18 protein-coding genes and 1 pseudogene are annotated in these 15089 nt (G+C 34.3%); 7 read left to right on the plus strand and 12 right to left on the minus strand.

Features of this window, described 5'->3' with window-relative positions; translation table 11 throughout:
- Positions 1-8: 8 nt before the first annotated feature.
- The 9 genes from SO785_RS04795 to SO785_RS04835 form a co-directional block, all read right to left on the minus strand.
- The gene (locus SO785_RS04795) at positions 9-557 is read right to left on the minus strand and encodes a F0F1 ATP synthase subunit delta (RefSeq protein ID WP_003546742.1); all 549 of its coding nucleotides are present in this window, start codon (positions 555-557) and stop codon (positions 9-11) included.
- On the minus strand, positions 557-1066 hold the full coding sequence (gene atpF / locus SO785_RS04800; protein ID WP_003546741.1) for a F0F1 ATP synthase subunit B: 510 nt from the start codon (positions 1064-1066) through the stop codon (positions 557-559). Before atpF ends, SO785_RS04795 begins: the two co-directional genes overlap by 1 nt.
- A gap of 56 nt (positions 1067-1122) precedes the next feature.
- The gene (gene atpE / locus SO785_RS04805) at positions 1123-1347 is read right to left on the minus strand and encodes a F0F1 ATP synthase subunit C (protein ID WP_029779745.1); all 225 of its coding nucleotides are present in this window, start codon (positions 1345-1347) and stop codon (positions 1123-1125) included.
- Between the two features lie 29 nt (positions 1348-1376).
- A complete protein-coding gene (gene atpB, locus SO785_RS04810; protein ID WP_003546739.1) occupies positions 1377-2090 on the minus strand; it encodes a F0F1 ATP synthase subunit A in 714 nt (237 codons plus the stop codon).
- A gap of 122 nt (positions 2091-2212) precedes the next feature.
- Positions 2213-2842: a uracil phosphoribosyltransferase gene (upp, locus tag SO785_RS04815; RefSeq protein WP_003546738.1), complete on the minus strand. Its 630-nt coding sequence runs from the start codon at positions 2840-2842 to the stop codon at positions 2213-2215.
- 86 nt (positions 2843-2928) lie between these two features.
- Entirely contained in the window at positions 2929-3930 is a 1002-nt protein-coding gene (locus SO785_RS04820; protein ID WP_029779746.1) for an L-threonylcarbamoyladenylate synthase, read from the minus strand.
- Positions 3930-4772, minus strand: a complete 843-nt coding sequence (gene prmC / locus SO785_RS04825; RefSeq protein ID WP_003546736.1) for a peptide chain release factor N(5)-glutamine methyltransferase — start codon at positions 4770-4772, stop codon at positions 3930-3932. Before prmC ends, SO785_RS04820 begins: the two co-directional genes overlap by 1 nt.
- Positions 4765-5850 carry a peptide chain release factor 1 gene (gene prfA / locus SO785_RS04830; RefSeq protein ID WP_003546735.1) on the minus strand — a complete coding sequence of 362 codons (1086 nt, stop codon included), beginning with the start codon at positions 5848-5850 and terminating at the stop codon, positions 4765-4767. Before prfA ends, prmC begins: the two co-directional genes overlap by 8 nt.
- Before the next feature lie 15 nt (positions 5851-5865).
- Complete coding sequence (locus tag SO785_RS04835; RefSeq protein WP_015613340.1) at positions 5866-6465, minus strand: thymidine kinase; 600 nt, start codon at positions 6463-6465, stop codon at positions 5866-5868.
- A gap of 147 nt (positions 6466-6612) precedes the next feature.
- Between SO785_RS04835 and SO785_RS04840 the strand changes: the two genes are divergently transcribed.
- Complete coding sequence (locus tag SO785_RS04840) at positions 6613-7965, plus strand: Mur ligase family protein (protein ID WP_003546733.1); 1353 nt, start codon at positions 6613-6615, stop codon at positions 7963-7965.
- 170 nt (positions 7966-8135) lie between these two features.
- Here the strand turns inward: SO785_RS04840 and SO785_RS04845 are convergent.
- Positions 8136-9283, minus strand: a pseudogene (locus tag SO785_RS04845) (tyrosine-type recombinase/integrase).
- Positions 9284-9448: 165 nt separating this feature from the next.
- Complete coding sequence (locus SO785_RS04850) at positions 9449-10000, minus strand: helix-turn-helix domain-containing protein (protein WP_011254244.1); 552 nt, start codon at positions 9998-10000, stop codon at positions 9449-9451.
- Positions 10001-10134: 134 nt separating this feature from the next.
- Between SO785_RS04850 and SO785_RS04855 the strand changes: the two genes are divergently transcribed.
- The 6 genes from SO785_RS04855 (at position 10135) to SO785_RS04880 (ending at position 13078) form a co-directional block, all read left to right on the plus strand.
- Complete coding sequence (locus SO785_RS04855; protein WP_011254243.1) at positions 10135-10341, plus strand: MerR family transcriptional regulator; 207 nt, start codon at positions 10135-10137, stop codon at positions 10339-10341.
- Entirely contained in the window at positions 10334-10552 is a 219-nt protein-coding gene (locus tag SO785_RS04860) for a hypothetical protein (protein ID WP_003546725.1), read from the plus strand. Before SO785_RS04855 ends, SO785_RS04860 begins: the two co-directional genes overlap by 8 nt.
- A 3-nt stretch (positions 10553-10555) precedes the next feature.
- Positions 10556-10939, plus strand: coding sequence for a hypothetical protein (locus tag SO785_RS04865; RefSeq protein ID WP_003546722.1), 384 nt, complete (start codon positions 10556-10558; stop codon positions 10937-10939).
- Between the two features lie 3 nt (positions 10940-10942).
- A complete protein-coding gene (locus SO785_RS04870; protein ID WP_003546721.1) occupies positions 10943-11167 on the plus strand; it encodes a hypothetical protein in 225 nt (74 codons plus the stop codon).
- A 72-nt stretch (positions 11168-11239) separates the two neighbouring features.
- Positions 11240-11464, plus strand: coding sequence for a DNA-packaging protein (locus SO785_RS04875; RefSeq protein WP_011254242.1), 225 nt, complete (start codon positions 11240-11242; stop codon positions 11462-11464).
- 117 nt (positions 11465-11581) lie between these two features.
- Positions 11582-13078 carry a DNA primase family protein gene (locus tag SO785_RS04880; RefSeq protein ID WP_003546718.1) on the plus strand — a complete coding sequence of 499 codons (1497 nt, stop codon included), beginning with the start codon at positions 11582-11584 and terminating at the stop codon, positions 13076-13078.
- 1560 nt (positions 13079-14638) lie between these two features.
- Here SO785_RS04880 and SO785_RS04885 read toward each other — a convergent pair.
- Entirely contained in the window at positions 14639-15010 is a 372-nt protein-coding gene (locus SO785_RS04885) for a hypothetical protein (RefSeq protein ID WP_011254240.1), read from the minus strand.
- Positions 15011-15089 lie beyond the last annotated feature (79 nt).

The following is a 15089-nucleotide window of genomic DNA, read 5'->3' on the forward strand; positions in this document are numbered from 1 at the left end:
CACCTCTTTTAATTTTCATCAATTATTTGCGCACGGATCTTCTTCAGTTTATTTTTAACTGATCCATCAATCACGCGATCCTTAACTTGAAGAATCACGCCGCCTAATATACTTGGATCAACTTTATTCTCAAGACGCACTGCGTTTAAATCGTACTTCTTAGCAAAGCTTTCACTTAAACGCTCAAGTTGATCATCATCTAGCTTCACTGCAGTAGTTGCAGTACCAGATGCAATCTTATTTTCATTATCATAAAGTAAACTAAATTGATCAATAATATCAATCAAATCAGCAAAGCGATTATATTCAAGTAATAAATTCAAAAAGCCTTGTACTTCATCTGAAAAATCTTTTTCAACAGCAGTCAAAATAGACTTTTTATCTTTACTACTTAAAATAGGATCACTTAGGACACTGATGAATTTAGGATTAGCAATTGCTGCCTTTTTTAAAGCCATCATTTCATCATAAACTGTGTCCAACACTTTATTATCTTGCGCATAACCGAACAAAGCGGTACCATAGCGCGCAGCTACTTCTTCTCTACTTAAAGCCATTAATCATCCAACCCCTTAATAAATTGGTCGACTAAATCCTTTTGGTCTTCAGCAGATAAATTCTTGGCAATAACTTTTTCAGCAATTGCTACAGAAATATCAGCAACTTGATCACGTGCAGCATCCAAAGCATCTGATTTAGCTTTAGCAGCTTCTTCATTTGCTTTTTTACGAATAGCTGCAGCATCTTCATTTGCACTAGCTACAATTTCTTTGCTTGTATTTTGCGCATTAGTTTTAGCGTCAGAGAGAATCTGTGTTGCTTCTTGTCTTGAGTTCTTCAAGGCAGCTTCACGCTCATTAGCAAGCGTTTCAGCTTTTTTACGATCACTTGCAGCTGAATCCAAGTCACTAATAATTTTTTGTCGCCGTTTTTCCATCATGTCTGATACTGGACCCCAGGCATAATGCTTAATCAATAGCATCAAGATGGCAAAACAAAGTAAATACCAAATAGCATTACCTAGGTAAATATGATGTGAGGCGGCAAACAATGTTTGAATAGTCATTTACTGCCCTTCTCTCTTTATACTTAAATCCTTCAAATAAAAATTTTTGTTTTTTATTAAAGGAAAAGAATCAAGAAGGCAACAACAATAGCCAAAATAGGAACGGCTTCGATCAAACCAACACCAATGAACATTGTTGCTCTTAAATTACCCGCACTTTCAGGTTGACGAGCCATACCTTCAATTGTCTTTGAGATAACTTTACCGTTACCTAATGATGCAGCTAAAGCAGCTAATCCAGCTGCAATGGCTGCAGCGAGATATTTAAAAGCTTCTGACATAAAAGTCATAAATTTATACCTCCAAAAATTTATTCTGTAGTAACTTTCTTACCAATGTAAACCATTGACAAAGTTACGAAAACATATGCCTGGATAGAGCCAATGAAGACAGAGAAACCTTGCCAAACCATGGCTAATGGAGCTGCTAGAATCAATGTAAATGGTCCACCAGCATGTGCTAGATCATTACCAATTAATGTTAGCAAAACTTCACCAGCATATATATTCCCATAAAGACGTAATGATAAGGTTAAGAAGTTGGTAAATTCTTCAATTACATTAACTGGAAGTAAAAAACCAACTGGTTGCGCATAATTCTTTAAATATCCGCCTACACCAAATCTTTGTACGCCGAATGTGAACGATAGAAGCAAGGTCATCATTGCAAACGACATTGTCGCTACTGGATCGGCAGTTGGTGATTTAATAAACACCCAATCATCAACTTTGACTTCTAGGAACATTCCCAATTGGTTCATAAACCAAATGAAAAGGAATAAAACGAAAGCATATAATGACAAGTGCTTCTGAGCATCTACATCGCTAACGTTATCTTTTACAATACCGTCAGTAAAATCTAATAGATATTCAAATACATTTTGTCTTTTATTTGGTTTCATTTCTACTTTTCGTGCAAGCCAAACGCAGATAAGAAAAACTGCCAAAGCCATTAGCGTTGAACCAATGATCCCAGTAAGATCAAAATTCAAGCCCATGAATTTAAAAACAAATGATTTCTCCATTACTTCGTGACCTCCCTTCTCGTGTTGAATAAAACTCGAACACGTAAATCATCTTAACACCAAATATCTTCTTTGTGTAAAATGAAAGCGCATTAGAGTAAATATTTTTTGTGAAAAGGTGTTTACTTAGTACCGAAGAGTCTGTCACCGGCATCTCCCAAACCAGGGAAAATGTAACCATTGTCCAGCAATTTATCATCTTCTGATGCAGCATAAATATCAACATCAGGATTTTCTTCTTGGACTGCCTTAATACCTTCTGGAGCTGCTACTAAAACTGCCAATTTAATATCCTTAACACCACGCTTCTTTAATGCAGCGATAGCGTCATTAGCAGAACCACCAGTAGCAAGCATTGGATCAACAACTAAACATTCACGTTCAGCAATATCCTTTGGAGCTTTAAAGAAATATTCATGCGGCTTCAAAGTTTCTTCATCACGATACATACCAATAACAGCAATCTTAGCTGATGGTACCATCTCAAGAACACCGTTAAGCATTCCCATACCTGCACGCAAAATCGGCACAATTGTCAATTTCTTGCCGGCGATTTCTTTTTGGACTGTCTTACCCATTGGTGTTTCAATTTCAACATCTTCAAGTGGTAAATCTCTAGTAATTTCATAGGTCATTAATCCACCGATTTCACCAACAATTCTACGAAATTCGTTTGAACCTGTGTCCTTGCGACGAATAATTGTTAATTTGTGCTGAATCAAAGGGTGATCCAAAACTACAAACTTTCCCATATATGCCTCCTATTAACAAATAACTTAATTCATTAAATATTTTAATCAAAAACGCAAAGGGTTTAAAGCCCTTTGCGTTTTATTTTTTATTTATTCAAATGATGGCCGCCTGCTGCCTTATTAAGTCGGTTCATATAAGCTAAACTTTCTTCGCCTTCATCAAAGCCTTGAACATATATTGTTTCTACGTTATCTTTATCATCAAAATATCGTAGACTGCCAAATAGATTATGATCAGCATCTACTAAATCATTACCCAAATTAAATTTATTTTCATCGGGTAAATCAATATTAGCCAGAACAGACTCTAAAGCAGCAACACCTGTTTTTTCATTAAAATTGATTTTAGAAAAGTCAGCAGGATCGTCAACTACAATTACAGGTTCACTTGGAGCGTAATGACGATACTTCATCCCTGGAGCTTTTGGTACATCTTTATCAGATACTTTTCCAGTATTGATTAATACTTTTTCACCTAAAACTTCGCTTAATTCTTCCGGGGTAATCTCACCTGGACGAAGTACAATTGGAGTTTCTACAGATAAATCAATAATTGTTGATTCAAGTCCTACACGAGTGGGTCCCCCATCAATAATACCGGCAATTTTTCCTTTTAAGTCATGATAAACATGCTCTGCGGTAGTAGGACTAGGTTTAGTGGAAGTATTGGCAGAAGGTCCAACAATTGGATAACCCAATTTTGCAATTAAATCATGCGTTAATGAATCATCTGGGCAACGAAAAGCCACAGTCTTTAATCCACCAGTAACTGCATCAGGTAAAGTGTTAGGTTTTACAAATAAAAGAATGGTCAAAGGACCTGGCCAAAAATGCTTAATTAATTTTTTAGCTCTTTCTGGAACTTCTTTTGCATAGCGTTCCATCATCTTTTCATCTGAAACCGTAACAATTAAAGGATTATCGCTAGGACGGCCTTTGGCCGCATAGACTCCTCTAACAGAATCCTCTTTTGTTGCGATTGCTCCAAGTCCATATACAGTTTCAGTTGGAAAAGCTACTAACTCACCTTTTGCTAATAATTCAACAGCATCATCTAGTTGATCTTTTTTAAAAATTTTTGTTTCTATCATTTTTGCCACCTTCCGTGAACCATTCGTGGCTTACCTGCCATATCTTTTCTAAATTCAATATCAAAATCAGGTAATTCTTCAGCAAACAATTCTCTTAGTTGATCTTCCTCACTAAAGCCAAACTCTAAGAAAAATTCTCCGTGACTATTTAAATGAGCCCGCACTTGTTTGGCAAACCTTCTATAGAAGTCTAGACCGTCTTTTCCACCAAATAAAGCCTCTTCAGGTTCATTTTGTAATACATTTTTATCCATTTCATTCTTTTCACCAGTTTTAATATATGGTGGGTTTGAAATGATTAAATCAAATTTTCCCAGTCCAATTAAAACATTAGCTTTACGAGTGGTGACATCAAGATTATAGTTTAAGAAATTTTCTTCACTTATTCTTAAAGCATTATCTGTAACATCACTAGCATACATAGAAATATCTTTAATGCCCTTTTTTTCAGCTTCTTTTAAAAGAGCAACAGTAATACATCCCGATCCAGTACCTAAATCAAGTACAGTGTCACCGTTTTTAAGTGATTCAAGCGCCCATGTAACCAATTCTTCAGTTTCAAAACGTGGAATTAATACACCGCGTTGAACCATGATTTTATAACCTAAAAACCAAGCGTAACCCAAAATATATTGTGGAGAAACACCTTTAGCTAGTTTCTTTATATCTTTATTCGCCTGTTTAATTTGGTCATCAGACAAAGTCATGTCCTGTTTCAATTCAAATTCACTAGGCGTTAAATTAAGACGTTCAGCTAAAACATAATCAACATCTTCTGGACGGACATCTTCAGCAGTTTCCACCGCCTTAGCTCGAATTTCCTTTAAAGTTTTAGGCATTATCAGCCAACTCCTCTAATTGCTTAGTTTGATTATAAAGAATCAATGCATCAATAATTTCATCTAATTCACCATTCATTACACGGTCAAGTTTATTAAGAGTTAAACCAATACGGTGATCAGTGACTCTGTTTTGTGGGTAATTATATGTTCTAATTCTTTCTGAACGGTCACCAGTACCAACAGCATTCTTACGCTTAGCATCATATTGAGCTTGATTTTGACTTTCATAGTAGTCATAAACACGAGATTTCAAAATTTGCATCGCTTTTTCACGGTTTTGCTGTTGACTACGTTGATCCTGCATTGCTACTACAATACCGGTTGGAAGGTGAGTCATACGAACGGCACTTGAAGTCTTGTTAATGTGCTGACCACCGGCACCACTTGAACGATAAACATCAACACGAATATCTTTTGGATCAATATCAATATCTACTTGTTCATATTCTGGCATAACTGCTACGGTTGCAGTTGAAGTATGAACACGACCTTGAGATTCAGTTACTGGAATACGTTGAACACGGTGAGCCCCATTTTCATACTTTAATTTTGAATAAACCTTATCACCAGTAATCATAATCGCAACACGCTTATAACCACCAACTTCAGTTGGTTCTGAATCGATCATTGAAACATTCCAATTTTGACGTTCAGCATATTTTTCATACATTCTAAGCAAATCACCAGCGAATAATGATGCTTCATCCCCACCAGCTGCTCCACGAATTTCCATAATAATATCTTTATCATCATTAGGGTCTTTTGGCAGCATTAAAATCTTGATTTGATCTTCAAGTTCGGGAATTTCTTTTTCTAATTCAGCATTTTCTTCTTTAGCCATTTCAATTAAATCAGAATCTGTTTCATTAGAAATAATTTCTTTATTATCTTCAATTTCTTTTTTATTTTCTTTATATTTCTTGTACTTTTGTACAACTTCGCGCAAATCAGCTTCTTCTTTAGAAATTTCCATGTAGCGTTTAGTATCATTAATGACTTCAGGATCCGCCATCATTTCTTGAAGTTCTTCATAGTGGGCTACTAAGCTCTCTAATTGAGCCATAACTTTATCCATAAAATTAATTCCTCTCTATCTCACAACATTGGGGTGAAAGTAGTGATAACGACAAACTGGGTAGTAACTTTCATCTCCACCGATTTGTACTTGTTCACCTTCGTATACAGGCTTGCCATTATTTATTCTTAAATTCATTGTTGCCTTATGGCCACAATAATGACAAATGGTTTTCATCTCTTCTATTTTATCAGCAAAAATCAACAAGTTCTCGCTACCTTCAAATAGATGATTTTGAAAATCGTTTTTCAAACCAAACGTCATCACAGGTATATTGAATTCATCAACAATTTTAGCGCATTCTAAAACATGATGCCGCTTTAAAAATTGCGCTTCATCAATTAAAACGCAAGCCAACTTACCATCACCATCTGCTAAATCATGGTTGTTCATCTCTTTAATATATTCAAACAAATCCATTTCTTCTGTAATTGGGATTGCTTTACGATGAATTCCTATTCTTGAAGCAACTGTTCCTACGCCACTACGATTATCAAGCCCGCTTGTCATTAAAGCAATCTTGCGACCTTGAGCCTCATAATTATGCGCCACTTTTAAGATTTCGATCGTCTTACCACTACTCATTGCACCGTAACGAAAAAATAATTGCGCCACTTTTGGCCCCTCCCTTTTGATCAAAAAGTCTTCGCTTTAATAGTATAGAGGAAAAATCAAATTTGTGCAGTTAAATGAATGGTAAAACCTCGTTTTAATCCCTACTCTATGCTAAACTAAAACATAGTTTTAAAGTGAGGGATGTACATGAGTTTTAAATCAGGAATCGCTAAAGTTGCTGGAAAATCTAGTTATTGGTTTTTACACAATGTTTTAAAAGGTGGTACTAGTTTTCCTGGCAAATTTGCAATGAAAATCGATCCAAATGTTCTTAACTCTTTAGCCAAAGGTTATGAAACAGTGATTGTTACAGGTACCAATGGTAAAACTATGACAACTGCTTTGATTGTTGAAGCATTGAAGAAAAAATATGGTGACGTTTTAACTAATCCATCTGGTTCAAACATGCAACAAGGTATTGTCACAGCATTTTTAGCTCATAAAAATAAGCATGTTAAACGTAAAATCGCTGTATTAGAAGTTGATGAAGCTAACGTAAAAATGGTTACGAAATTGCTTCATCCCAGCGTCTTTGTTTTAACTAATATTTTCCGTGATCAAATGGATCGTTATGGTGAAATCTATACCACTTATGAAAAAATTGTTGATGGTATTAAACTAGCACCTGACGCTACAATTATTGCCAATGGTGACGCCAGCATCTTTTCATCAGTAGATTTACCAAATAAGAAAATTTTCTACGGTTTCAAATTGCCTGACGATAAAAAAGAGAATGATTTTAAAGCACCAGTTAATACTGATGGCGTTCTTTGTCCAAAATGTGATCATATTTTACATTATCATGAAAGAATTTACGCAAACTTAGGTGACTTCTTCTGCCCTAACTGCGGCTATCATCGTCCTGATTTAACTTTTACCGTTAACAAGATTCTTGAACAAACACCTAACAGCGTAAAATTCCAAATGGGTAATAAGGATTATTCGATTAATATTGGTGGTACCTACAATATCTATAACGCTTTAGCTGCATATTCTGTTGCTCGCCATTTTGGTTTAACTGAAGCAGAAGTTGCACAAGCATTTGCTGAAAATAAGCGAATCTTTGGCCGTCAAGAATTGATTCACTACGGCGGAAAAGACATTGATTTAATCTTGGTTAAGAATCCGGTTGGACTTGATGAAGTTCTTCATATGCTTAACACTGAAAAAGATGATTATTCATTAGTAGCTTTATTAAATGCAAACCATGCCGATGGGATTGATACTTCTTGGATTTGGGATGCAGACTTTGAAGGACTTGATCGTAGCAAGATTAAGAAAGTACTTGTTGGTGGCCAGCGCTGGCACGACATGGGATTTAGACTTGAAATCGCTGGTTTTGATCCAGGCAAGATGAGTACTAATCCAGATGATGATAGCTTGATTGAAGAAATCAAGAAATTACCAACCAAGAAGGTTTACATTCTTTCAACTTATACTGCAATGCTTGCACTTAGAAAGAAAATGGCTGAAAAGAAAATTATCAAAGCTGGTATGTAAAACTGAAATGATCCGTAAGATCTTACGGATCATTTTTTGTACAAAAAAAGGCTACGACCCATGTCGTAGCCTTAATTATATTGAGATATTGGGGCTCAAATCACATCGTCTCAATGCCTTGGTATATCTGCATTTTTAAACCTAAAAAATAATATTGATTAGAATATTGATTATTTACCCTCTACCAGACGCACAAGCTTGTTAGCTGTATCCTTTTTCTGGTCGTCTGTAACGTGGGTATAAATATTCATGGTCGTGTTAGTCCTAAACGTGCTTTAACTTCATTCATTGATGCACCAGCTTCAAATAATAAAGAAGCGTGAGTATGTCTAAAGCCGTGAATTTTAATTCTTCTTAAATCGTACTTCTTACAAATAGCCACATTCCACTGCCGTGGTTTTGACATTGAAAGATAACCATTATTAATAGTAGGAAAAAGCAAATTATCAATATTTAAGAAGTTGTAGCCTAACTCAAGCATGGTCTTTTGTTGCATTAACCGCCACTCTTTTAAATATTCCATTGTGGTTGCATCCATGTCTAAAGTTCTGAAACTATTTTCAGTTTTAGGCGTGTCTTCATACAATTCATTATTTAAACCAACGGTAACATCCTTATTAATGCTAATAGTATTATCCTTAAAATTAATATCCGACCATTTAAGTGCCAGTGCCTCACCTTTACGCATCCCTGAATAAGCTAACAATCTAAAGAAAACAAAATACTTGAAGTTGTATTCTTTTGCATTCCTTAGAAAGGTGTTTAATTCATCCTTTGAGTAAAAGTCGGTGAATGGTTTAGGTTCATTTTTAGCTTTAGGTGGGATAACCTTATTCATTGGATTCTTACTAATCAGTTCTAAATTATTGATGCCGTAGTTCAAAACATTATTCGTATAACGCATGAACCGCTTATAAGTCTTAGGTGCATCATTAAACCAAATATTTACGGCTTTCTGACAGTCTAGAACGGTTAATTTATCAATATACTTACTACCTAATTGCTTTAGGATATGGTCTTCAAAATAACGTGTAGTAGTAGCATATGTGCTAGTCTTAACGGTTTCACGATAAAGCTTAAGCCACATTTCATACAGCTTATTAAAAGTAATATGCCCTTTACTTTCTGGGATATACTCACCCTTAATTATTTTAAGTTGATAGTTTAAATATGCCTCTTGTGCTTCTTTCTTTGATTTATAGCCTTGTTTTCTAATTTGAATTGAATGTCCTGTTGTTTCATCAACACCCACATATAAATTAAACCCATAACGTTTTTTACCACTAGGCGTGGTGTATTCCTTAATATCATTATTCATGTTAATAACCTCTTTTAATTAGTACGTGTGCAGGTAGACTAATCTTAAATATTTAACATGAATTGAATATGTGGGTTGCCTCATTTTAGGGCAACCCGTGGGATGCAGGTTTAATAATTATCAGTTAATTAGAACGAACTAGGCTTTAGAATCACGATGTCAGCATTAAGAATTGTGTTTCATTAAATTTAATGCTCGCTTAGTTTCTGGGCTTAAACTAGCAAAGAAAATAGCATTAATAATTAATTCTTTAATATCGCTATCGCTGTATTTATCCTTAGTAGTTAACAGTCGATTAACTGATTTATCATTAAAAATAAAATTGAAGTTAGTTTTCCAAAAATCTAAGTCAGTATCTTTCGGGATACTGATTTTATTTTGCTCACAATATTTTTCAATTTCTTCTTTAGCAGATAACACAGGATTAGTGAACGGTGGTTCAATCTCATAATCTTTGGTATATGGTTCTTTGTAAGCATTATCCAAACATTTATAAATATGCTCTTTTGAATAACCATGGCCCTTTAAATAGTCCACTGAAACATTAAAGAAGTTAGCCAATGCTTGCCACGTGGGTTCGTTGGGCTGTCTATCCCCTCTTTCGTATTTAGCTAAAGCATCAGGGGTTAACGTTAAAAGATCATTGCTTTTTAAAAGTTCTGTAGTTTTCTTAAGTGATAATTTTTTATTTTCCCTTATTTCTCTTATTCTATTCATTTTAATATTCACCTCTTTAGCATATAATAGCATTTTTTATTTAAAAATAATACATTTTCGTATTGATTATACAAAAATGTATTGTATAATTTACTCATGAATACAAAATTGTATTGATGAAAGGAAGTACAAAAATGAGTAAAGAATATTTAACTTTAAAAGAGGCTATGTCATACATGGGATTCACCACGTACGACAGTTTAAGAAAAGTTATTAAGCTAGGATTACCTGTAATTAAGTTCGGTAACTCTAAGCGCATTAGCAAAACCGCTATTGATGATTTCATGCAATCCCACACGGCGGTAGTGCATCCCACAAAGGAGTTGGTAAACAATGACTAATTACAGTTCAGACGGTTCAAACGTGGTTGATCGTTGGTATAAAGACGGTTACCTCTATTGTGCATTTGTAGACGGTACGATTATGGAATATGGACGAAATAAGATTCCTGAAAGATATATAGAGGTTATGAGAAATGAACTAGCCCAAACCGTCTACGACTTGCAAGGTGGTAAATATGATTTTGACGACTTTGAACCCGAGGAGGCTTAAACAATGAACAGCAAATTAGTTATAGATATGCAAAGAGACCTACGAGCACATGGCATTAATTTAAGCCTTGAACAAACCTATCAGCATTTACTAAAAGCTAATTTTATTGATGCCGAGGGTGAACCGACCGAGTGGGCTATTAAAAATGGTTATGTGGGCGTTGAATATTCCTACCCACAAGGGATGCCTACGCAAGATGAAAGCGACATTTTAACGGTACTGGGATATTTACCGCAAAGCGCTATTCACCATAACGACTGTCCTAATTTATCTGGGATTGATAAAGAACCACTTAAAAAGGCTATCAAACAAGCTTTACATGATGATGCTATTTCTATAAACGGACGAAAAAAATGGAAAAATGTTTTATTAGATTTGGAGGCTTAAACCATGAACAATGAAATTAAATTGCACCAAGCATTATATGAAATGAAAGCCGTAGCGGAACAGCTTTACCCACTTTATAAAGCATTAACAGATGAGATTGAACAATTAACAGAAGATGACCCCAACGACCCTATCACAACCAAAAAGACGCTTAAATATTTAAGTGAAGATGTTTTCGACTTAGGGACAAGATTAATAGATAACGCTAAATCAATAGAAAAGGAATGATAACCATGGAATTTAAATTAGATGAACAGCAAGAAACAGAAATCAAAACCTATGTATTAAATGTGGTTAAAGATGCAATCAAGCAAGCCTTACTTAAACCGCAAAGAAATTGCCAAATATTTTGGCGTTGCCGATTCAACTATTACATACTGGGCTTCTTTAGGAATGCCGGTGGCTAATATTGACGGTCGCAAACTCTATGGAAAAGCAAGTATAACAGCGTGGCTTGCGTCCCATGAGATGCCGTCCCAAAAGCAAAATAAAAAGCCCGTAACTATGGGCGTAGTTAAGGACTAAAGAATATTAATTGTGCAGGTAGATTAATCTTAAGTATTTAACTAAAAGGTGGTGGTTTAAATTGAGTTACATATAATATCGGATTATTAATAATTTATGTGAAAGGAACTTTTGTACATGGAAAATATAACACCTAAATTAGATCAAAAACTTGTAGATGAATTTAATAATTCTCCTATTAGTTTAACATACCTTAAAAGTATATTGAGAAATGATGGTCATGAGAGAAGGCAACTATTAAAAGATAAAAGCGATAAGAAAGACAAGAATATTATTTTGCCTATGAGAACAGTAACAAATATTCTTGAATACCACATTATTTGGGCTGTTTTAGGCAACGACAAAGAAGATTGGCAAAAATCGGCTTTATATTTTTACAATACTGAAAGTGGTATCTATGAAAAAGATTCATTATTGATTGAAGAATTGATAAATACAGTTGAGCCACAAATTACAGAAAGAAATATAAAAGAAGTTAAATCTAAACTTAGGATTGAGAGCAAAAGGCTTTTTCTAACAAATGACCCTAATTTATATGCTTTAGGCAATGGAATTTTTGATGCTAAAAAGCATAAGCTATTAGCATATTCCCCTAAATGTGTTTTTACATCTAAGATAGCTGTAAATTATAATCCTAATGCTCAAGAGCCCCGATTTGATAATTGGAGTTTTAGCAAGTGGATTAATGAAGATATAGCAGAAAACAAGACAGACAAAATAAAACTTATTTGGCAAACAATTAAGGCTGTAGTGAATAGTAATTATAGTTATCATTCCGCCGTTTTCTTGATTGATAGTAAAAAAGGGTCAGCAGGTAAAGGAACGTTTGAAGCATTATTAGAAAATATTGCGGGACCAAATAATTACGCAACGATTAAACTGAATCAATTTGAAAAAGCACCAATTTTAGCGACTATAGTAAACAAACCACTTGTAATAGGCGATGATAATGACCCTAACAGGGCGGTTGATTCAAGCGAAAATTTCAAAAGTGCGTCAACTGGTGACCCTATTGTTATCAATGACAAATTTGAAAAGGCTTATTCTTATAAACCTACATGCTTAATCGTTCAATCGTTAAACGCTTTACCCGTCTTTAAAGATAATACTGATGCCACATATCGGCGTATTAGAGTAATTAAATTCAACAAGAAATATATTGAAAATGCTAAAAATAGAAGGGTCAAAGATGAATACATTTCTAATAAAGAATTACTGGAATGGATTGTTAAAAAAGCGATTGATGTAAAAATTGATGGTGTAATGATTCGTACACAAGAAAGTAATGAGATTTTAAAAGAAAACCAGATAGACAGCGATTCATTTCTTCAATTTACTAATGATATTATTGTTCCTACAACCAATGGCTATAGATTTAAAGATGACACCTATCAAGCCTATAAAAAATGGTTTGAAATTACAGGTCATCAATTTGGACTTGAAACTTACAGAGGCTTTAATAAAAGGATGCGTGAAGACATTGGATTAAAACAAAGTAGAAAAATGAGAAACGGTCGCAAAATGGATGTTTGGTTAAACATTCAATTAAAAACCGATTCGGGTAATTTGAACGATATGGACTTAAAAGACTTGAATGGACGCGAAAATAATTAGTTTAAGTCCATGCTAAAGCCTTGATATTACTACAATATATATACTTTGGACTTAAAAGACATAAATATAATAAAAGTAAAACAAGTCAAATAAAATTTAACATATATATAGTTTAAAAAAGAACGTGTTTTTAGCGTCCTTTGTGTCCTGTTCTTACAGTCCCAACGCTTTACAACTTTGTTAAATAAGTCCAATGGACGTGTTTTTACGTCCACACTTTGTATTTGAATTAAACAACTCGCCAAAACAACAAACCACCTCTACGCCAATAGCAGTGGTCTGCTAGAAAGAAAATTACTTATGACACATAGAAGAGCAAAAATAACTAATCCTGATTCCATACAGTCTAACATTATGCAATTCATTAAAGAAACTGAATGTAATTACGGTCATACCATAGCCAGAAATATGGCTAATGATTTAACACGACTGGCAGTTATAGCTCAAACAAACGATTATTTAAGCGAACTAGATTCGCCACGATTTATTATTAGGTTCAAGCTTCATCCCACTACTGGTAGGTTAATCGTTGAAACCATTAACGACAAAATGAAAGGCTATCGTTATACATGTTCACCAGATCGTATACATAGACATCGAGCAAAATATTAATTATTAGGTGTATTCCATTCAAGGGATACACCTATTTTGTTATCATGATGTTAAGTGAGACCGATTTAAAATTGAATTGATTTAAAAACTAATGATAATTTCGCTATTGTTTTGAATAAGAGCGGATTTACTCAACCAATCTTATTTTGGGACTTTAGCTCTACTTATACAAATAAATACTAATATAATTCTCTACCCTTAAAATGACCGTTTTAGGGGCTTTTTACTTACTTAGAAAACCTTATGTAAACTAAGTTATATTAGTGATTGGGGCGATTTTGATTAATGGCGAATTCGGCACATGCTAGGTGTAGAAAAGTAGAGTTTTTCGGGGTTTTTAGGTGTGATAAATTGGGAAAAATACGGGATTTCACCAGCGTATCTACAGATACGGAGGTATACCGTTTCTTATTAATGCTTAAATCGGCGCAATAATTGTTAACAATTGCTAACATTCTAGCTTTTTTAGCTCTACCTATACATACGTATCCACAGATACGGAGGTTTCAATACACCCTCAAAGAACTTCAGTTAATTTAAAACCTGTCAAAACCTTACTAAAAAATTTCCGCCTTTTTTCCTAATATGGTGGCTTTTTTAACCGTGGCTAATGTAGTACAAACGTTTTAGCTGCACGCATCGAAGCAATTTAACCCACTGTCAGCAATAGAAAAAAATCAGGTTTATTCAGGTTTTCGCCCTTAAATGTTGCATTCCAAAACCGCAGAAAAGTTCAGTTTTCGGGGCTTTTTTTTAGGCTAAAAAAATATGTCGCATCCCTTGTGGTATATGGCTTTTAGTCCTATCTGCTTAATTTAAAGCCTGAACTATTTTTACACTATTAAGCATAGTCATACTAAATCACTAATAAAATCGCTCTATACCCTCTTAAAATCAATCTGACAGCATACTAAAAGCACTAGTAAATTACTTACTGGTGCTTATTTTTTATTTAAATTCTAACAGTGGATAAACCTTGTTCTTAATCTGTTCCTGTTTAAATATTTCAGTAAATTTTTTAAGAGCTTGGTTAGCTAAATCGTTGCTTTTACCTTGACTATAACTAATTAATTCTCTTACTTTTATCATGCTTGTACGCTTAACAAACCGCTCTACAATAATCGTTTTATAGGGATGCTGTGGCGTGTCTTCAAGTCTATTGATAGTTAACCATGTTACGGCGAAAATATTCCAATAATAGCCCACACGGCTTTTATCCTTTAAATTAATTTTGGTGGTTATCTGACTACCTGATAATAAATATAATCTTGGATAGTCTTCTTTAAAAAAATGCCTTACGCCCTTGTTGTATTTAATCATAATTAAACCACATCCTAATGCTTAATGTATTACTTTTAACTATATTTTACCTAAAAATAAAACCAACGCTTTTTATCGT

This window comes from Lactobacillus acidophilus (assembly GCF_034298135.1).
GTDB lineage: Bacteria > Bacillota > Bacilli > Lactobacillales > Lactobacillaceae > Lactobacillus > Lactobacillus acidophilus.

What these genes read in the sequence shown, in the direction of transcription:
- prfA (WP_003546735.1), bottom strand. Translation starts at nt 5,850, where the DNA reads ATGGATAAAGTTATGGCTCAATTAGAGAGCTTAGTAGCCCACTATGAA.
- atpF (WP_003546741.1), bottom strand. Translation starts at nt 1,066, where the DNA reads ATGACTATTCAAACATTGTTTGCCGCCTCACATCATATTTACCTAGGT.
- SO785_RS04860 (WP_003546725.1), top strand. Translation starts at nt 10,334, where the DNA reads ATGACTAATTACAGTTCAGACGGTTCAAACGTGGTTGATCGTTGGTAT.
- atpE (WP_029779745.1), bottom strand. Translation starts at nt 1,347, where the DNA reads ATGTCAGAAGCTTTTAAATATCTCGCTGCAGCCATTGCAGCTGGATTA.
- upp (WP_003546738.1), bottom strand. Translation starts at nt 2,842, where the DNA reads ATGGGAAAGTTTGTAGTTTTGGATCACCCTTTGATTCAGCACAAATTA.
- SO785_RS04865 (WP_003546722.1), top strand. Translation starts at nt 10,556, where the DNA reads ATGAACAGCAAATTAGTTATAGATATGCAAAGAGACCTACGAGCACAT.
- SO785_RS04795 (WP_003546742.1), bottom strand. Translation starts at nt 557, where the DNA reads ATGGCTTTAAGTAGAGAAGAAGTAGCTGCGCGCTATGGTACCGCTTTG.
- SO785_RS04885 (WP_011254240.1), bottom strand. Translation starts at nt 15,010, where the DNA reads ATGATTAAATACAACAAGGGCGTAAGGCATTTTTTTAAAGAAGACTAT.
- SO785_RS04880 (WP_003546718.1), top strand. Translation starts at nt 11,582, where the DNA reads ATGGAAAATATAACACCTAAATTAGATCAAAAACTTGTAGATGAATTT.
- SO785_RS04870 (WP_003546721.1), top strand. Translation starts at nt 10,943, where the DNA reads ATGAACAATGAAATTAAATTGCACCAAGCATTATATGAAATGAAAGCC.
- SO785_RS04850 (WP_011254244.1), bottom strand. Translation starts at nt 10,000, where the DNA reads ATGAATAGAATAAGAGAAATAAGGGAAAATAAAAAATTATCACTTAAG.
- prmC (WP_003546736.1), bottom strand. Translation starts at nt 4,772, where the DNA reads ATGCCTAAAACTTTAAAGGAAATTCGAGCTAAGGCGGTGGAAACTGCT.
- atpB (WP_003546739.1), bottom strand. Translation starts at nt 2,090, where the DNA reads ATGGAGAAATCATTTGTTTTTAAATTCATGGGCTTGAATTTTGATCTT.
- SO785_RS04840 (WP_003546733.1), top strand. Translation starts at nt 6,613, where the DNA reads ATGAGTTTTAAATCAGGAATCGCTAAAGTTGCTGGAAAATCTAGTTAT.
- SO785_RS04875 (WP_011254242.1), top strand. Translation starts at nt 11,240, where the DNA reads ATGCAATCAAGCAAGCCTTACTTAAACCGCAAAGAAATTGCCAAATAT.
- SO785_RS04855 (WP_011254243.1), top strand. Translation starts at nt 10,135, where the DNA reads ATGAGTAAAGAATATTTAACTTTAAAAGAGGCTATGTCATACATGGGA.